Here is a 14,882-nt window from a genome sequence, read left to right on the forward strand (position 1 = left end):
TTACCGCAGCAGCGACTGCGACGTCGGCGTCAGGCGCAAGGTTTCGGTCCGCCACGTCACATCGGCCGCTTGCCATTGGGGCGAAGCGGCAACTGCGGCTTCGTAACTGGCATGCGCCTCGGGACTGTCGAAACCCGTCACCGCGATAAAGACGTTTTCGCTCAAGCGCACCGGCAGGCGGGGAAAACTGTTTTCAGCGTGCTCGGTGATGAAGGCGCCAAGCAACCGTCCGCCAGCGCCGATAAGGACCGGAACGGCATCCGTTTCGAAATTGCCGGCGAAATCGGCTTCGGCGCCAGACCGCAGATGATGAATCTGGATGACAACAACACCGGTCAAGCCATTGTCTGCGCTTGGCTTTCCATCCGCCGGCATGGCGCCTCGCTGCGAGCCTGACAGATCGAAGCCGGCGCCTGGCCATGCCGGCTTCAAGAGCAGTACATCGTCGGAATCGATCATCGTCGCATTGGCGGCGTCGCGGTGCGCCGTCCACACCGGCCCGTCATAGAAGGCGGTGAGCGCCTGCTTCCGCGCTTCCATGCCATCGAAGCCGCGCAGCCAGACGAACATGTCGGGGCGGTCGAGGTCGCGGAACTGTCCGATGATGGTCATGCCGGCGTGTTCCTGGCCTTCGATGAACCGACTGTCGAAGATGTCGATCAGCGTCTCGCGCCGGCCCGGCTTCAGCGTGTACTGCCGCAACTCGACGACAGGCGAAGCGAGCAGTTTTGCCGCCGCAGGCGCATTCAGGGGTACGGTCATTGTGTCGTCTCCAAAAAACAGGATGATCATCCGGTTTATAAAACAGACCGGTTGTCCTGTTTTGTCAATCTGCTATCGTTGGCAAATGTCAGCAGAGATTGCTCGGGCTCCGAAAGGGCCGCCGCGAAAACGCACCAACGATCCCGAAGGGCTGCGCAACAAGGTGCTCGATATCGCCGAAGCGTCGTTCCAGGCGCGTGGCTATCATGCATCCGCCCTTGGCGAGCTGATGACGACCGCAGGCGTCAGCGGCGGCGCGCTGCATCATCATTTCCCGACGAAGAAGGCGCTCGCTCTGGCGGTGATCGAGGAGCGCGTGGCAGCGGCCCTCGATGAAACCTGGATCAACCCTGTACGGGCGGCAGGCTCGGCGCGCGAAGGCGTGCGCGCGGTGTTCGAGGCGGTGGCGACCGAGCTTGAGCAGCAAGGCTTCGTGCGCGGCTGTCCGCTCAACAATCTGGCGCATGAACTGTCGCTCGCTGACCCGGATTTCCGCGCCGCTCTGGACGATATCTTTGCCGGATGGCGTCAGGCGGTTGCCGACAAGGTGCGAGCCGACCAGCAGTCGGGGCGGGAGCAGGGCACCGACCCCGAGCGCTTTGCGGCACTCGCCATCGCCGCCTATTCCGGCGCCATGTCGATGGCCAAGGCGGCACAGGATGCCAGCGTGCTGCGCGATTGCCTGGCCGAACTTCAGCGCAGCTCAACGCCGCCATTCCCGAGCAGAGCGAAGCGGCGTCGCAGGATCCTGCTGCGGCCGGGAAAACCTTGAGGCCGGAACTGCGCTGTTCTAGTTGGAAAGCGGCTTGATCGTCTCGTAACCGTTCACCGATTCCGCGCTGGTCCCTTCGTCGTAACGCCGGGCGAGAGACGCTTGCAGATCGGGAGCATAAAGCGCGGTGAATGTGTCCAGCGTTTCGCCGGCGCCGTTCTTGAAGGTCTCCGTGACCGCCAGCACGTTGTATTTGCAGCCGCCGACGCTGAACGTCTCCTTGCCCTTGACGACCAGGCTCAGTGTCTTGGTGCTCTTCGGCTGCTTGTTCGGCGACAACTCGACGAATTCGATCGTGCTCTTGGCTCCCGTCTTCAGCGGAAACAGTTTTCGCAGATCGGAAAACGGGATCGTCGCCACCCGTCCGGTATCGCTGTCGCGAAACACTTCGACCAGGCCTGCAAACAGGAACTGTGTCTGCGGTGATTGCGATTCGTAGGTGTTGGCGACGGACACCATGCCGCCGGCCACCGGCCGAAACTCGCTGCGGACGCCAGGCATTTCCAGAACGAAGCCGGCCTTGGCCGATTTTGCGTCGACACAATCGGCGGCATGCACCGCAGCCCCCGGCAGCAACCCAGCCAGCACCACGCCTATCGAAACGGCTCTCATGAAATCCTCCCCTCTGCTTGTATTTGCTGCGCGCCAGCATGACCCAAGAAATGCCAGAGCCTCAGTGCCGTGTCGACCTGCCATTCCTGGCAACTGGACGGTGGGGCGCCGGCTGTGCTGAATTTCAGGTCATGAATCGCAAGCTCGTCCTCTCCCGTCGCAATTTCCTCGCACAGGCAGCCGGCCTTGCCATGGCTGGCATGCTGCCGCGCGCCGCGCTTGGCCAGACCGGCAAGCGCATCCAGCCCATCGACGCCACCTTTCTGTTCATCGCCGATGTCCATGCCTGCCGCATGTCGAGCGGCCTCAGCCCCAACTGCCTGGAGGAAGGCAAGACTGATGCCGCGCTGTTGCGCAATGTCGCTGTCCTCAATGGCTTGGCCGGCCGGCAATGGCCAGTCGAGATCGATGGCGTTGCAACCCGCCTGCGTTCGGCCGGCAGCGGCATCGATGCGCCGCTCGGCCTCGTTGTCGGCGGCGACATCACCGACGATGGCGGCGGCCAGATCACCGAGCCCAGCGAAGGCACGCAACTGTTGCAGTTCAGCCAGCGCTATCAACAAGGCGTCGGCCCGGACCGCGTGCACATGCCGGTCTATGTCGGCCTCGGCAACCACGATCTCGACCAGAACGGCTCGCCGCCCCATGTCGACTGGTATCGGCGTGAACTGCGCGACTATGTCGAGGTCAACCACCGCCCCGGCGTGTTCTTCAAGCCGCCGGTGCCGGCCACCGAATACGATATCGACACCGACTGCTACTCCTGGGACTGGGGCGGCCTGCATCTCGTCCAGACCCACCGCTTTGCCGGCGACACCGGCCATGGCGCGGTGAGCAGCCTGCCGTGGCTGAAGCAGGATCTGGCGACCTACGCGGCGGATGGCCGTCCCGTCATCCTGTTCCAGCACTATGGCTGGGACACTTTCTCGGTCGAGCGCTGGGACCCGGCCAAGCGCACCTATGACGATGACGGCGCAGGCGCGCCGCACTGGTGGAGCGAGGCCGACCGCCAGGCGATGCTGGCGGCGCTGAAGGGCTACAATGTCATCGCCATCTTCCATGGCCATCAGCACGAAGTGCCGATGATCTACAACAGCGATGGCCTCGACCTGTTCAAGCCGAAGGCTGCCTATATGGGTGGCTTCGCGCTGGTGAGGGTAACCGGGGACAGCATGGACGTGGTGCTGGGCGAGGCAGCCGACGACCACGGCGAGGTCAAGTTCACCAGCGCCTTCAGCAAAAGCCTCAGCCTCTGACAAGAAAAAGGCGGCCTTGAGCCGCCTTCCTCATTGCCTGCAAGATCGAATCAGAGCGCCTTTTTGATCTTGTCCTTCACGTCGCCATAGACCTTCTGCACCTTGCCGGCGGTCTTGTCGGCCGTGCCTTCGGCCTGGGTCTGCCTGTTGCCGGTCGCCTTGCCGCCGGCCTCCTTGACCGAGCCCTTGACCTGCTTGGCCACGCCGGCAACCTGATCCTTGTTCACCATCTTTGCATCTCCTGGGATTCCGGGGATTCATTCGCAGGAGGCAAACGGGCCGGCTTGGCTTAGGTTCCCTGGGCGGCGATCATCGTCGCATCTGGTCGCTTATATGGTCGCCGAAACGGTTTGCCGCGTCGTATCGTGTGACTAGTGTGACGAAATTTTGGGGAGACCGCCTTGGCTGAATTTACGCTCATCATCGCCAACAAGTGCTTTTCGTCCTGGTCGCTGAGGCCATGGGTGGCGATGAAGCATCTGGAGATCCCGTTCGAGGAAGGTTTCGTGCGCCTGCGCACGCCCGAGACTTTTGCCGCTCTGGCGAAAGTCTCGCCCACCGGCCTTGTGCCAGTGTTGAATCACAATGGCAGGATTGTCTGGGAAACCCTTGCCATCCTTGAATATCTGGCCGACCTGTTTCCGGAGAAAAAACTTTGGCCGCAGGATATCGGCGCCCGCGCCTTGGCTCGCTCGGTGGCGACCGAGATGCATTCCGGCTTTCGCGAGGTGCGCTATGGCTGGCCGATGAATTTGCGCCGGCCGAAGGGCCACAAGCCGCTCGACGCCGAAGGCGAAATGCAGCGCGCGCGCATCGAAACGATCTGGCGCCAGTGCCGGGAACAATACGGCAAAGGCGGCCCCTTCCTGTTCGGTCATTTCACCGCGGCCGATGCCATGTATGCACCTGTCGTCACCCGCTTCGACACCTATGGCGGCAAGCTCGCGCCCGACACGCGCGCCTACGTCGACGCTGTGTTGGCAACGCCGGCGATGCGGCACTGGTATGCGGAAGCAGCGAAGGAGACTTGGCCGGAACCCGGCCCGGACGAATAGGACCACTAATGACATCACGGTGAGTGACCGATGGCCAGCAATGATGGACCGCGTGAGACTACCGCGCCAACAATCTTCCACTGCCGGCTGATCCCGCCTCGGCCGGACTTCGCCTTCACCCTGACGGAGGAGGAGAGGGAGTTGATGGGCCGGCATGCCGACTATCTGCGCGGCAAGCTTGCCGAGGGCACCATGATCCTGGCCGGGCCGGTCGCCGACCCGGCCGGCCCTTGGGGTCTGCTGATCCTGCGTGTCGGCAGCGAAGCCGAGGCAAGAGCGGTCACCGACGGCGATCCGGTGTCGAGCTCCGGCCACGGTTTCCACTACGATCCTGCCGCTGATCAGCGCGATCCTGTAGGCGAGCGTAAGTTTATGGATGTGAAACGGTTTTCACTTGGGAATTGTGTCAGACAACGGCACATACAAGAACGCCTCTCGCACCGTTTAATGTGCGGGAGGCGTTCTTTTGCCAGCATTACCGAGATTGTTCTCTGAATTGCTGACATCACGGAAATGCGCCGGCTTGCGATTGGTTCCGGGGCGTGGAATATTTTTTGGAACGCCTTGCGCTCCGCCACCTCGTCAGTTGAGGCTTATGCCTCAGGCACCCTCAGGTTGAATTTGGGCTCCGGCCAAACCAGAAATTGACTGGGCGCTAAAAGAAGTCTATAAGAAACATGTCGATATTTGTTTGACCGACTTTTGTTATCCGCGCATGATGCGCGCCTTTGACGAACTTCCCCATCAAAAATCGAGACAAAACGCTGTTGTGCAGTCGCACGATGGTGAACGAATATTTGCCAGGGAAAGGGTTCTTCATGGCCACCGGCACAGTGAAATGGTTCAACGCCACCAAAGGTTTTGGTTTTATTCAGCCTGACGACGGCTCCGCCGACGTTTTTGTCCACATCTCGGCCGTAGAGCGCGCCGGCATGCGTGACATCGTCGAGGGCCAGAAGCTCGGCTACGAGATGACCCGCGACAACAAGTCAGGCAAGATGTCCGCCGACCAGTTGAAGGCGGCCTGATAAGGAATTCGGCCTTCCGGTGACCACGGATGTACTGGCACCGATGAAAGGCTGAAAGGAGCGCCTTGCGCATCCAACTGGATGCGCGGCGCTTTCATGGAAGGTCAGGCGGTGCCTGGCCTTTTTCATTTTGTGCGTCGTGCCGCTAAAAGTGCGCCGCACGCCGGCCGGAACGTGCTAAGGGACGCTCCAGCAATCTGAACCGCCCATACTGCCCCGCTGCCGTATTGCTTTGGTCGAAATCGAAGACCGCTCTCGCTCTATCGGCACCAGGCTCCCGACAGGAGAAAGTTTTGACCACTCAATCCAAGACCGCCGACCAGGCCGGCTCGCTGTTCAGCAAGACGCAAACCCAGTCGATGTCACTCAACCGCATCCTGTCCGAGCGTGATGCCGTCAGCGAGGCGCGCGAAGCCAAGACCGCGCGCTTGCGCGAACTGCGCAAGGAAAAGGAAGCCGACGACATGGCAGCGGCCGCAGTCCTTGCGGCGCTGCCAAAGCGGGCAGGCAAACGCTGATGGCCACCAAGCGCGTACCGCCCACGCCGATCGATGCCGATGCGACCATAGCGTCCATGGTCCCGGGCCTGGACAAGCCGGTCGAATATGTCCGCCGTGTGCTGGAAAAGCTCGAGCGCTGCAAGCGCGCGCATGGCGATGCCCAGGTGCGCGTCGGCGTGCGCGGCCGTGCCGAAGCCCCGAACTATCTGGTCGAATATGTCCGCGAGGACAAAAAGACCCAGGAGCGCGTGACCTACCAGGATGCCGCCTATAGCGGCAGCACGCATCGCGAACTGGCGGCGCACCACATTGCCGAGGCGAGGAACTGGTCGCCCGAGGAAATGAACATCACAGCGGTCTCGGCGCTGATCGGCCGCTTGCGCAATCCGCGCGCACCATCATCCCGCTTTTCCGACGAGGACTGACATGGCCATAAAGTTTTCCACCAAGGACCAGCCGGCAGCGCCGGCTGCTGCCACTGCAAAGCAGGCCAAGCCCGCTGCCGCGCCGAAGGCCGCCGAACCGTCGGCAACCGATCTGTTCGAGGCGCCAGCCGCCACGCCCAAGGGCAAGGCAGGCAAGAAGAAATAGCGCCTTGCCGCACCAAGCCGATCGCAATCTCGCAGCACCTGGGCTGGTCGCGTTGGCCGCCAGGGATATCCGGTCGTCAAAACAGGACGACCAGCCGGTTTTCGATTGCCAGAGCTGCGGCGCCTGCTGTTCCTACTCGGCCGAATGGCCGCGCTTCTCGACCGAGGACGATGCGCAACTTGACCGGATTCCGGAAAAGTTCGTGTCCGCCGACCTGTCCGGGATGCGCTGCGAGGGCGTGCGCTGTTCGGCGCTTACGGGCGAGATCGGCAAGCACACAGCCTGCGGCATCTACGAGATCCGCCCGGACGTCTGCCACGCCTGCATGCCTGGCGGCGACGATTGCCTGATGGCGCGCAAGGCGCACGGGATGCCAACGATCTAGCCGACGCCCACCTTGCCTCATCCCACATCCCCCGATAGCTTCCACCACGGGCAGGGCGTTGGAGGAACCATGAGCATCGAATTCCTGTTGACGTCGCTGATCGTCGTGGCTTCGCCCGGCACCGGCGTTCTCTACACGCTGAGCGCCGGGCTTTCGCGAGGCGCGCGCGCCTCGATCACTGCTGCATTCGGCTGCACGCTTGGCATCATCCCGCATATGGCCGCCGCCATCACCGGCCTGGCGGCGCTGCTGCACACAAGTGCTGTCGCCTTCGAGACGCTGAAATATCTCGGCGTCGCCTATCTCCTCTACATGGCCTGGAACACGCTGAAGGAGAAGGGCGGCCTGAGCGTCGATGAAAACGCGGCACCCCGCTCGGCAGCCAAGGTCATCACCTCCGGCATCCTGATCAACATCCTGAACCCGAAGCTGTCGATCTTCTTCTTTGCCTTCCTGCCGCAATTCGTCAGCACGACCGAACCGAACGCATTTGCCAAGATGCTGGAGCTCTCGAGCGTCTTCATGCTGCTGACCTTCGTCGTCTTCGTCGCTTACGGCATCTTTGCCGCCTCGATCCGCAGCCATGTCGTGTCGCGGCCGATGGTGCTGACCTGGATGCGCCGCACCTTCGCCGGCGCCTTTGTCATGCTTGGGGCCAAGCTGGCGCTTGCTGATCGATAGAACAGGATCTGGCAGGCATCGGCCTACTCTTCGTCGGTTCCGGATCCGGTCCGGATGCCTAGACGCCAGGCGGAGGGCGGAAGGCCGATCATCTTCTTGAAGGCGCGGCTGAACGCTGCCTCGGATTCGTATCCGATTTCAGCGGCGATGCTGGCCATGTTGCTGGAGCCGGCGCTGAGCAGCTCCGAGGCGATCTGCATGCGCCATTTGGCGAGATAATGCATTGGCGGCATGCCGACCAGCCTGGTGAAGCGTTCGGCGAGCACGCTGCGCGACAGCGCGGAGTCCTTCGCCAGCGCCTCCACCGTCCAGTTATGCGCCGGCCGGTCGTGGATCAGCGCCAGTGCCCTCGCCAGGTGCGGATCGCGCAGGCCAGCCAGCCATCCCGTGGTTTGTGGCGGCAGCGATTCCAAGTAACGGCGCAACACGTCGACAAACATCAGTTCGCTCAGTTTGGTGAGCACCGTTTCACTGCCTGCGCGCTTTTGCGCCACCTCCGTGACAGCCAGGTTGATGAACTGGCTGAGCCAGCCGCCATCGCCTTTGGCAGCTCCGGCCTTGATCACCGGCGGCAAAGCCTCGAGCAGTGGATTGAAAGGCTGTGCATCACAGGCGAGATAGCCGCAAACCAGCCTGGCCGAGGTCGCGCCGTCGCCGGCGCAGTTGATGTAAAACGGCATCCGGCCGGCTGTTGCGATGTCGAGAACGTCGGCTGTCGGCGGATCGGCGCGCAGCGCCGGATTGCTGGACATAATATGCGGGTCGCTCCTGGTGAAGACGACGACTTCGCCGGCCTCCAGCGCGATCGCTTCCTGGCCGACGATGCGCGCGAAGCAGCGACCGGCCGTTACCACATGGTAGGAGATCAGATGGTCCGCACCGGGCAGGATCTTCGGCAGGATGGACGATGGCGCCGGCGAGCAGACGGCCCACGGCTCGTGGCCCTCAATGTCAAAAAACGTCGCGCCGGTAAGGCGTACCGTCCTCAACAGGTCAGACAGAGCATCCCCGGCCATTCCGTTTCGTCCCGCACCCGGCTAGCCGGTCAGCCATCCCTTTCGAGTTCCGGACGCGCTGTCAAGCGAGGCGGACGCCGTATCATTCAGTTCGCGGCCAGAACTCCTAAACCTGCACCGGTGCTCAAGCGCTGCCGAGAGAGGGCGCTGAGTGCTGTCGAAACCAACCAGGGACAAATGTCATGACGGTACATAAGGGCGGGTGTTTTTGCGGCGCCGTGGAAATCGAAGTGCACGGAGCCGCCGAGGCAATGGGCTATTGCCATTGCGGTTCGTGTCGATCGTGGTCGGCGTCTCCCGTGAACGCCTTCACGCTGTGGAAGCCTCAGAACGTCAAGGTCACCAGGGGCGCGGAGTTCCTGTCCGGGTTCGAGAAGACCGAAATGAGCGATCGCCAGTTCTGCACGAAATGCGGTGGTCATCTGATGACCGTTCATCCGCCGCTCGGCCTGGTCGATGTCTATGCGGCAACCATACCAGGCGTGAAATTCACGCCTGGGGTTCACGTCAACTACGCTGAGACCGTGCTGCCGATGAAGGATGGGCTGCCCAAGCTCAGGGACTTTCCGGCTGAGCTCGGCGGCTCCGGCATCGCGGTGCCGGAATAAGGCCCGGCCACTGCTCGCCATTTTTGACAACGACAATTCAAGACAGGAGATTGTTCATGGAAATCGCAACATTTCGCGCCACGCAGGAGCCGATCAAGGATCTCTATCGCAGGGATGCGAAGGCCGCGTTCCTCACCTTGAAGGCCAAAGGCGTCGCCGACGCGTCCACCGTGACCTGCAAGGTCGAGACCGGACGCGGGCTGGCGCTTGCCGGCATTCATCCGATGGCCGGGGGCAGCGGCCAGGAACTGTGCTCCGGCGACATGCTGCTGGAGGCGCTGATCGCATGCGCCGGTGTCTCGATGCGCGCGGCGGCGGCCGTGCTCGAAATTCCGATCAGGTCCGCCGAAGTTTCCGCGGAAGGTGACGTCGATCTTCGCGGCACGCTCGGCGTGACTGCGGGTGTTCCAGTCGGCTTCAAGGAAATCCGCTTGCGCTTCGACATCGACACCGACGCTCCCCAAAGTCAGCTCGACCAACTGCTCGAACTCACGGATCGCTATTGCGTGATCTTCCAGACCATCCAGAACAGTCCCAGCACCACGGTGATGCTGCACCGCGTCATCCAGTGACCAGAAAACCGGCCCGGAAACTCGACTTGAGCGAGATTCCGGGCTGGGAACGGGAGTGCCGGGCAACGCTTCTATCCTTTGACGTAACCCATCGCCTCGACGATCAGCTCGTCCGCGACACGCATCAGGTTGACGCCGCGGATGGAGTTGCCGTCGGCCATGAAGTAGCGCCAGCGGATCGTCGCCCGTTCACCGGCGACGAAGGTTTCCTCGAGGTCGAAGCGCGTGCCGGGCTGGGTGGCGATCGCCGACCATAGGTCAATGCATGCCTCTTTGCCGGCATGGCGGGCGCCGTCCGGCGCCGGCACGGTGTTTTCGATAACGCAATCCTGCGCCACCAACTCGGCAAGCGCGGACGGATCGTGCAACTGGAACACATCGTTGAAGCGACGCATGATCTCGGCCGTCTGGCTAGAGTGGTCGCCCGGATGAATGCTCGTGATGCTGTCCTGGCTCATCTCATACCTCCTGGTTTTCATTGTTCCGTGGCAGTGGTGGCGGCCAGCTCGGCCTTGAGGGTGATGGTTGTAACGCCGGCCAAAGCGCGAGAGACAAGGCAGGTCGTCTTCGCCGTCTCCGCCATACGCTGGAATTCGGCAGGCTGAAGGCCGGGAATCTCTGCTTCCGTTTCGAGCTCGATGCGGGTGATCGTCGGCCCGGCGGCGGTCGCGCCGAGATGCACCTTGGCGACGGTGCGGATGGTGCGGGCGACGTGGCCTTCCTGGCCGAGGATGAAGGTCAGCGCCATCGAGAAGCAGCCGGCATGTGCTGCCCCGATCAGCTCTTCGGGATTGGTGCCCGGACCGTCCTCGAACCGCGACGGAAAGGAATAGGCGCCTTCGAAGACGCCGCTGCCAAGCCGCAGACGGCCGCCGCCTTCCTTCAGCGTGCCTTGCCATTCTGCGGAAGCTTCACGGATGGTCATGGTCGTTCTCCTGATTCGGGGTTGAAAAGCGGGCAATTGGGTCAGGCGCAGTCGATGACAACCTTCCCGAACACGTCGCCCTGCTGGAAGTGGCGGTACGCTTCGGGGGCTTCGGCAAAGGGGAAGACCCTGTCGACAACGGGCTTGAGGCGATGCTGCGACACGGCGCGCAGCATGGCCTCAAGATTGCTGCGGCTGCCGACGAACAGGCGGCTGATGGTGGCGAGGCTGCGCTGATAAAGCGCTGCCGGCATCTCGATCGATCTGCCACTGGCGTCCTGCAGCGTCAGCAGCACGATGTGCCCATAAAGCGTGCTGGCAATCAGCGACTGCGCGAAGGTGGCCGGGCCGCCGGTTTCGACGACGAGGTCGACTCCGCCTGTCTGCTCGCGCGCCCAGCCGCCCCATTCCGGTATGTCGGTGCTGGAGACAACGAGGTCGGCGCCCAGCGCCCGCAGCCTGTCGGCCTTCTCCGCGCGCGATGTGATGGCGACAACCCGGCAGCCGAGCAACTTGGCGAACTGCAGAGCAAACAGCGAAACGCCACCCGAACCGATGGTGAGAACCCATTGACCAGGCTTCGGAATCCGGGTCCCGGTCACCGCGTTCCAGGCCGTCACGCCGGCGCAGGTCAGCGTCGCCGCTTCGTGCCAGCTCAGATGATCGGGCAGTCGCGCCGCCCATTGTTCGTCGAGCACGGCAAACTCAGTCAGCATGCCGTCCAGCGTACAGCCGAGCTGGTCGATCAGACCGGCATTGATGCGGCCATCGATCCAGCGGGCGAAGTAGCTGCCGGTGACGCGGTCGCCGACGGCAAAACGGGTGACGGCATCGCCGATTGCGACGACCTCACCGGCGCCGTCGCTCAGCGGCACGATGCCTTGCCGCGGCGGCAACGGATAGGTGCCGCCAAGGATAATCGTGTCGCGCCGATTGAGCGAGGCGGCGCGGACTCGCACCACGATCTCATGCGGTTTCGGTTCCGTCCGCGCCTCGTCGCGCATCGCCAGGGATTCGGTTCCACCAAACCCTTCAAGACGGTAGCTGCGCATGTCACTCTCCTTGTAATATATAGACTGATTTACATATTATATAGACCGATTGTCATATTCTTGGCAAGACCCTATAATGCGTCACTGCTGACAGAGGTTGACATGGCCAACGACACCCGCACCCGCATACTTGAGACCACAGGCCTGTTGCTCAGGCAGCGCGGCTATCACGGCACCTCGCTCAACGACATTCTGGGCGCCAGCGGGGCGCCGCGCGGCTCGCTCTATTTTCATTTCCCAGGCGGCAAGGACCAACTGGTCATCGAGGTGACGCGCAACAGCGTTGCCGACGTCACGAAAAGGCTGGGCGAAGCACTGGCAGCCGAGAGCGATCCTGCAGTGGCCGTCCATCACATCTACCAGTCGGTCGGGCGCATGCTGGAGGACAATGATTTTTCGCTGGGTTGCCCCATCGCGCCGGTGGTGCTGGATTCACCCACCGATGTGCCGGAACTGGCGGAACTCTGCCGATCGGCTTTCGAGCAATGGATCGGCTTGCTGCGACAGGCCTTTGTCAGGGCAGGAGTGCCCGAACGCCGGGCGCATGCCCTGGCACTGCTGGTCGAATCCTCGCTGGAAGGGCTGATGGTGATTGCGAGGGCCACCCGCGATCGTGGCCCGGTGCTGGTGGTGGCCGACGAGGTCGCGGCGCTTGTCGAGCAGGCGGTGCTTGCAGGCAAGGTTGCGCGGCAGGCGGACAGCGCCGCCTAACCATCCGCTTTCCAAAACAAAAAGGGCGCCTCTCGGCGCCCTTTCCGTATGCATAAGCCAGATAGCTTGGATTAGAAATCCATGCCGCCCATGCCGCCCATGCCGCCGCCGCCCATGCCGCCAGGCATGCCGCCGCCAGCAGACTCCTTCTTGGGGGCCTCCGCGATCATGGCTTCGGTGGTGACGAGCAGGCCGGCGACCGAAGCCGCGTCCTGGAGAGCGGTGCGAACGACCTTGACCGGGTCGACGATGCCCATGGCGATCATGTCGCCATACTCGCCGGTCTGGGCGTTGTAGCCGTAGGTCGCGCCCTTGTTGTCGAGGATCTTGCCGGCAACGATCGAAGCTTCAGCACCTGCGTTCGAAGCGATCTGACGGGCCGGAGCCTGCAGTGCACGACGAACGATGTTGATGCCGGCAGCCNGCGCGGGTCGCGTTGAGGGCGTCATCGACGCGGTCCTTCTTTTCCTTGACTTCGACTTCCGTCGCGCCGCCGACGCGGATCACCGCGACGCCGCCCGCGAGCTTCGCCAGACGTTCCTGCAGCTTCTCCTTGTCGTAGTCCGACGTGGTCTCTTCGATCTGCTGCTTGATCTGGGCAACGCGGCCCTGGATCTCGTCCTTCTTGCCGGCGCCGTCGACAATGGTGGTGTTCTCCTTGGAGATCGACACCTTCTTGGCGCGGCCGAGCATGTTGAGGCCGACATTCTCGAGCTTGATGCCGAGGTCTTCCGAAATGACCTGGCCACCGGTGAGGATGGCGATGTCTTCCAGCATGGCCTTGCGGCGATCACCGAAGCCCGGCGCCTTGACGGCGGCGATCTTCAGGCCNCGCAGCTTGTTGACGACCAGCGTGGCCAGAGCCTCGCCTTCGACGTCTTCCGAGATGATGAGCAGCGGCTTGGAGGTCTGCACGACGGCTTCGAGAACCGGCAGCATGGCCTGGAGGTTGGACAGCTTCTTCTCGTGCAGGAGGATGTAGACGTCCTCGAGCTCGGCAACCATCTTGTCGGCGTTGGTGACGAAGTAGGGCGAGAGATAGCCGCGGTCGAACTGCATGCCTTCGACGACTTCCAGCTCTGTCTCGGCGGTCTTGGCTTCTTCAACCGTGATGACGCCTTCATTGCCGACCTTCTGCATCGCTTCGGCGATCATCTTGCCGACCGACTCGTCGCCATTGCCGGCGATCGTGCCGACCTGGGCAACTTCCTCGGAGGTCTTGATCTTCTTGGCAGCGTTGCCGAGAGCCGCGACCACTTCGGTCACGGCCAGGTCGATGCCGCGCTTCAGGTCCATCGGGTTCATGCCGGCGGCAACGGCCTTGTTACCTTCCTGGACGATCGACTGCGCCAGGACGGTCGCGGTCGTGGTGCCATCACCGGCGATGTCGTTGGTCTTCGAAGCAACTTCGCGGATCATCTGCGCGCCCATGTTTTCGAACTTGTCGGAAAGTTCGATTTCCTTGGCGACGGTGACGCCGTCCTTGGTGATGCGCGGTGCGCCGAACGACTTGTCGATGACGACGTTGCGGCCCTTGGGGCCGAGGNTGACGCCGTCCTTGGTGATGCGCGGTGCGCCGAACGACTTGTCGATGACGACGTTGCGGCCCTTGGGGCCGAGGGTCACCTTCACCGCGTCGGCGAGGATGTTGATGCCGTGAAGCATGCGCTCGCGCGCGTCGCGGGAGAATTTTACGTCTTTGGCAGCCATTTTTTAGCTCCTGGCAGGGGCTTGCGATCAAGCCCGAAATTCAGTTGACGGTGAGGCCGATAATCAGCCGATGATGCCCATAATGTCGGATTCCTTCATGATCAGAAGGTCTTCGCCATTGAGCTTGACTTCGGTGCNATCAGCCGATGATGCCCATAATGTCGGATTCCTTCATGATCAGAAGGTCTTCGCCATTGAGCTTGACTTCGGTGCCCGACCACTTGCCGAACAGGATGCGGTCGCCGGCCTTGACGTCCAGCGGGACCAGCTTGCCGGCTTCGTCGCGAGCGCCGGAGCCGACGGCGATGATCTCGCCTTCCTGCGGCTTTTCCTTCGCCGTATCCGGGATGATGATCCCGCCGGCGGTCTTGGATTCGGATTCGACCCGGCGTACGACCACGCGGTCATGCAGCGGCCGGAAATTCGACTTTGCCATTTTTGGATTTCCTTGGTGCGGATGTTGAACGGTGCTCCGTTGCCGGAGCATGCCTAGCACTCAGCCGAAGCGAGTGCTAACGCGGCAATGAGATAAGCCGCAGGCTCCTGCTAGTCAAGACGGAAGAGCAAAGAGCAAAGAGAAAAGAGAAGACAGCAAAGAGCAGCCAGCAAAGAGCGTGTAAGCACCGAGCCTTTTATGTGAACAATG

General features: G+C 62.4%; 21 protein-coding genes and 1 pseudogene. 13 read left to right on the top strand and 9 right to left on the bottom strand.

The annotated features are described in order from the left end of the window. On the bottom strand, positions 1-762 hold the full coding sequence (locus X757_RS137035) for an NIPSNAP family protein (RefSeq protein WP_023727886.1): 762 nt from the start codon (positions 760-762) through the stop codon (positions 1-3). An 85-nt stretch (positions 763-847) separates the two neighbouring features. Here X757_RS137035 and X757_RS137030 point away from each other — a divergent pair, with 85 nt between their 5' ends. Then, complete coding sequence (locus X757_RS137030) at positions 848-1,534, top strand: TetR/AcrR family transcriptional regulator (protein WP_023727887.1); 687 nt, start codon at positions 848-850, stop codon at positions 1,532-1,534. An 18-nt stretch (positions 1,535-1,552) separates the two neighbouring features. Here X757_RS137030 and X757_RS137025 read toward each other — a convergent pair whose 3' ends face one another. Beyond that, entirely contained in the window at positions 1,553-2,146 is a 594-nt protein-coding gene (locus tag X757_RS137025; RefSeq protein ID WP_023727888.1) for a hypothetical protein, read from the bottom strand. A gap of 131 nt (positions 2,147-2,277) precedes the next feature. Between X757_RS137025 and X757_RS137020 the strand changes: the two genes are divergently transcribed. Then, a complete protein-coding gene (locus X757_RS137020) occupies positions 2,278-3,402 on the top strand; it encodes a metallophosphoesterase (RefSeq protein ID WP_023727889.1) in 1,125 nt (374 codons plus the stop codon). A gap of 50 nt (positions 3,403-3,452) precedes the next feature. On the opposite strand, the gene X757_RS137015 is transcribed toward X757_RS137020, so the two are convergent. Further along, the gene (locus X757_RS137015; protein WP_023671498.1) at positions 3,453-3,632 is read right to left on the bottom strand and encodes a CsbD family protein; all 180 of its coding nucleotides are present in this window, start codon (positions 3,630-3,632) and stop codon (positions 3,453-3,455) included. Positions 3,633-3,803: 171 nt separating this feature from the next. Here X757_RS137015 and X757_RS137010 point away from each other — a divergent pair, with 171 nt between their 5' ends. From X757_RS137010 to X757_RS136985, 8 genes are all read left to right on the top strand, one after another. After that, the gene (locus X757_RS137010; RefSeq protein ID WP_023684314.1) at positions 3,804-4,457 is read left to right on the top strand and encodes a glutathione S-transferase family protein; all 654 of its coding nucleotides are present in this window, start codon (positions 3,804-3,806) and stop codon (positions 4,455-4,457) included. A gap of 30 nt (positions 4,458-4,487) precedes the next feature. Next, a complete protein-coding gene (locus X757_RS0135155; RefSeq protein ID WP_023697714.1) occupies positions 4,488-4,952 on the top strand; it encodes a YciI family protein in 465 nt (154 codons plus the stop codon). A 323-nt stretch (positions 4,953-5,275) separates the two neighbouring features. After that, positions 5,276-5,485, top strand: coding sequence for a cold-shock protein (locus X757_RS137005; protein ID WP_023671502.1), 210 nt, complete (start codon positions 5,276-5,278; stop codon positions 5,483-5,485). A gap of 293 nt (positions 5,486-5,778) precedes the next feature. Next, complete coding sequence (locus X757_RS137000; RefSeq protein ID WP_023689917.1) at positions 5,779-6,003, top strand: hypothetical protein; 225 nt, start codon at positions 5,779-5,781, stop codon at positions 6,001-6,003. Continuing rightward, positions 6,003-6,410, top strand: a complete 408-nt coding sequence (locus tag X757_RS136995; protein WP_023671504.1) for a hypothetical protein — start codon at positions 6,003-6,005, stop codon at positions 6,408-6,410. The genes X757_RS137000 and X757_RS136995 overlap by 1 nt, the downstream gene beginning before the upstream one ends. Before the next feature lies 1 nt (position 6,411). Beyond that, positions 6,412-6,576 carry a hypothetical protein gene (locus X757_RS1000000168715; RefSeq protein ID WP_023671505.1) on the top strand — a complete coding sequence of 55 codons (165 nt, stop codon included), beginning with the start codon at positions 6,412-6,414 and terminating at the stop codon, positions 6,574-6,576. Positions 6,577-6,628: 52 nt separating this feature from the next. After that, a complete protein-coding gene (locus X757_RS136990; RefSeq protein WP_023671506.1) occupies positions 6,629-6,961 on the top strand; it encodes a YkgJ family cysteine cluster protein in 333 nt (110 codons plus the stop codon). Positions 6,962-7,030: 69 nt separating this feature from the next. Beyond that, positions 7,031-7,642, top strand: coding sequence for a LysE family translocator (locus X757_RS136985; protein ID WP_023689918.1), 612 nt, complete (start codon positions 7,031-7,033; stop codon positions 7,640-7,642). A gap of 23 nt (positions 7,643-7,665) precedes the next feature. Here the strand turns inward: X757_RS136985 and X757_RS136980 are convergent, their stop codons facing one another. Then, positions 7,666-8,658 (bottom strand): AraC family transcriptional regulator, encoded by a 993-nt coding sequence (locus X757_RS136980; protein ID WP_023697711.1) that lies wholly within the window; start codon positions 8,656-8,658, stop codon positions 7,666-7,668. 182 nt (positions 8,659-8,840) lie between these two features. On the opposite strand from X757_RS136980, the gene X757_RS0135160 reads away from it, so the two are divergent. Together X757_RS0135160 and X757_RS136975 are read left to right on the top strand one after the other, a co-directional pair. After that, the gene (locus X757_RS0135160) at positions 8,841-9,266 is read left to right on the top strand and encodes a GFA family protein (RefSeq protein WP_023734267.1); all 426 of its coding nucleotides are present in this window, start codon (positions 8,841-8,843) and stop codon (positions 9,264-9,266) included. Positions 9,267-9,322: 56 nt separating this feature from the next. After that, positions 9,323-9,838 (top strand): OsmC family protein, encoded by a 516-nt coding sequence (locus tag X757_RS136975; RefSeq protein WP_023727890.1) that lies wholly within the window; start codon positions 9,323-9,325, stop codon positions 9,836-9,838. Between the two features lie 71 nt (positions 9,839-9,909). On the opposite strand, the gene X757_RS136970 is transcribed toward X757_RS136975, so the two are convergent. Genes X757_RS136970 through X757_RS136960 form a run of 3 tightly spaced genes read right to left on the bottom strand, consistent with a single transcriptional unit; the run spans position 9,910 to position 11,815 of the window. Beyond that, a complete protein-coding gene (locus tag X757_RS136970; protein WP_023697709.1) occupies positions 9,910-10,296 on the bottom strand; it encodes a nuclear transport factor 2 family protein in 387 nt (128 codons plus the stop codon). Between the two features lie 17 nt (positions 10,297-10,313). Next, entirely contained in the window at positions 10,314-10,763 is a 450-nt protein-coding gene (locus tag X757_RS136965) for an OsmC family peroxiredoxin (RefSeq protein WP_023697708.1), read from the bottom strand. Between the two features lie 41 nt (positions 10,764-10,804). Continuing rightward, on the bottom strand, positions 10,805-11,815 hold the full coding sequence (locus X757_RS136960) for an NAD(P)-dependent alcohol dehydrogenase (RefSeq protein WP_023727891.1): 1,011 nt from the start codon (positions 11,813-11,815) through the stop codon (positions 10,805-10,807). A gap of 102 nt (positions 11,816-11,917) precedes the next feature. Here X757_RS136960 and X757_RS136955 point away from each other — a divergent pair, with 102 nt between their 5' ends. Next, a complete protein-coding gene (locus X757_RS136955; RefSeq protein ID WP_023697706.1) occupies positions 11,918-12,526 on the top strand; it encodes a TetR/AcrR family transcriptional regulator in 609 nt (202 codons plus the stop codon). A gap of 71 nt (positions 12,527-12,597) precedes the next feature. Here the strand turns inward: X757_RS136955 and groL are convergent. Together groL and groES are read right to left on the bottom strand one after the other, a co-directional pair. After that, positions 12,598-14,236, bottom strand: a pseudogene (groL, locus tag X757_RS01480) (chaperonin GroEL). Positions 14,237-14,375: 139 nt separating this feature from the next. Then, positions 14,376-14,672 carry a co-chaperone GroES gene (groES, locus tag X757_RS136950; protein WP_019863563.1) on the bottom strand — a complete coding sequence of 99 codons (297 nt, stop codon included), beginning with the start codon at positions 14,670-14,672 and terminating at the stop codon, positions 14,376-14,378. Between the last annotated feature and the right edge of the window lie 210 nt (positions 14,673-14,882).

Origin of the sequence: Mesorhizobium sp. LSHC412B00 (genome assembly GCF_000503035.1) — a bacterium.
GTDB lineage: Bacteria > Pseudomonadota > Alphaproteobacteria > Rhizobiales > Rhizobiaceae > Mesorhizobium.

Coding starts and splice junctions, on each gene's coding strand:
- X757_RS137035 (WP_023727886.1), bottom strand. CDS start 762: ATGACCGTACCCCTGAATGCGCCTGCGGCGGCAAAACTGCTCGCTTCG.
- X757_RS137030 (WP_023727887.1), top strand. CDS start 848: ATGTCAGCAGAGATTGCTCGGGCTCCGAAAGGGCCGCCGCGAAAACGC.
- X757_RS137025 (WP_023727888.1), bottom strand. CDS start 2,146: ATGAGAGCCGTTTCGATAGGCGTGGTGCTGGCTGGGTTGCTGCCGGGG.
- X757_RS137020 (WP_023727889.1), top strand. CDS start 2,278: ATGAATCGCAAGCTCGTCCTCTCCCGTCGCAATTTCCTCGCACAGGCA.
- X757_RS137015 (WP_023671498.1), bottom strand. CDS start 3,632: ATGGTGAACAAGGATCAGGTTGCCGGCGTGGCCAAGCAGGTCAAGGGC.
- X757_RS0135155 (WP_023697714.1), top strand. CDS start 4,488: ATGGCCAGCAATGATGGACCGCGTGAGACTACCGCGCCAACAATCTTC.
- X757_RS137005 (WP_023671502.1), top strand. CDS start 5,276: ATGGCCACCGGCACAGTGAAATGGTTCAACGCCACCAAAGGTTTTGGT.
- X757_RS136995 (WP_023671504.1), top strand. CDS start 6,003: ATGGCCACCAAGCGCGTACCGCCCACGCCGATCGATGCCGATGCGACC.
- X757_RS1000000168715 (WP_023671505.1), top strand. CDS start 6,412: ATGGCCATAAAGTTTTCCACCAAGGACCAGCCGGCAGCGCCGGCTGCT.
- X757_RS136985 (WP_023689918.1), top strand. CDS start 7,031: ATGAGCATCGAATTCCTGTTGACGTCGCTGATCGTCGTGGCTTCGCCC.
- X757_RS136980 (WP_023697711.1), bottom strand. CDS start 8,658: ATGGCCGGGGATGCTCTGTCTGACCTGTTGAGGACGGTACGCCTTACC.
- X757_RS0135160 (WP_023734267.1), top strand. CDS start 8,841: ATGACGGTACATAAGGGCGGGTGTTTTTGCGGCGCCGTGGAAATCGAA.
- X757_RS136975 (WP_023727890.1), top strand. CDS start 9,323: ATGGAAATCGCAACATTTCGCGCCACGCAGGAGCCGATCAAGGATCTC.
- X757_RS136970 (WP_023697709.1), bottom strand. CDS start 10,296: ATGAGCCAGGACAGCATCACGAGCATTCATCCGGGCGACCACTCTAGC.
- X757_RS136965 (WP_023697708.1), bottom strand. CDS start 10,763: ATGACCATCCGTGAAGCTTCCGCAGAATGGCAAGGCACGCTGAAGGAA.
- X757_RS136960 (WP_023727891.1), bottom strand. CDS start 11,815: ATGCGCAGCTACCGTCTTGAAGGGTTTGGTGGAACCGAATCCCTGGCG.
- X757_RS136955 (WP_023697706.1), top strand. CDS start 11,918: ATGGCCAACGACACCCGCACCCGCATACTTGAGACCACAGGCCTGTTG.
- groES (WP_019863563.1), bottom strand. CDS start 14,672: ATGGCAAAGTCGAATTTCCGGCCGCTGCATGACCGCGTGGTCGTACGC.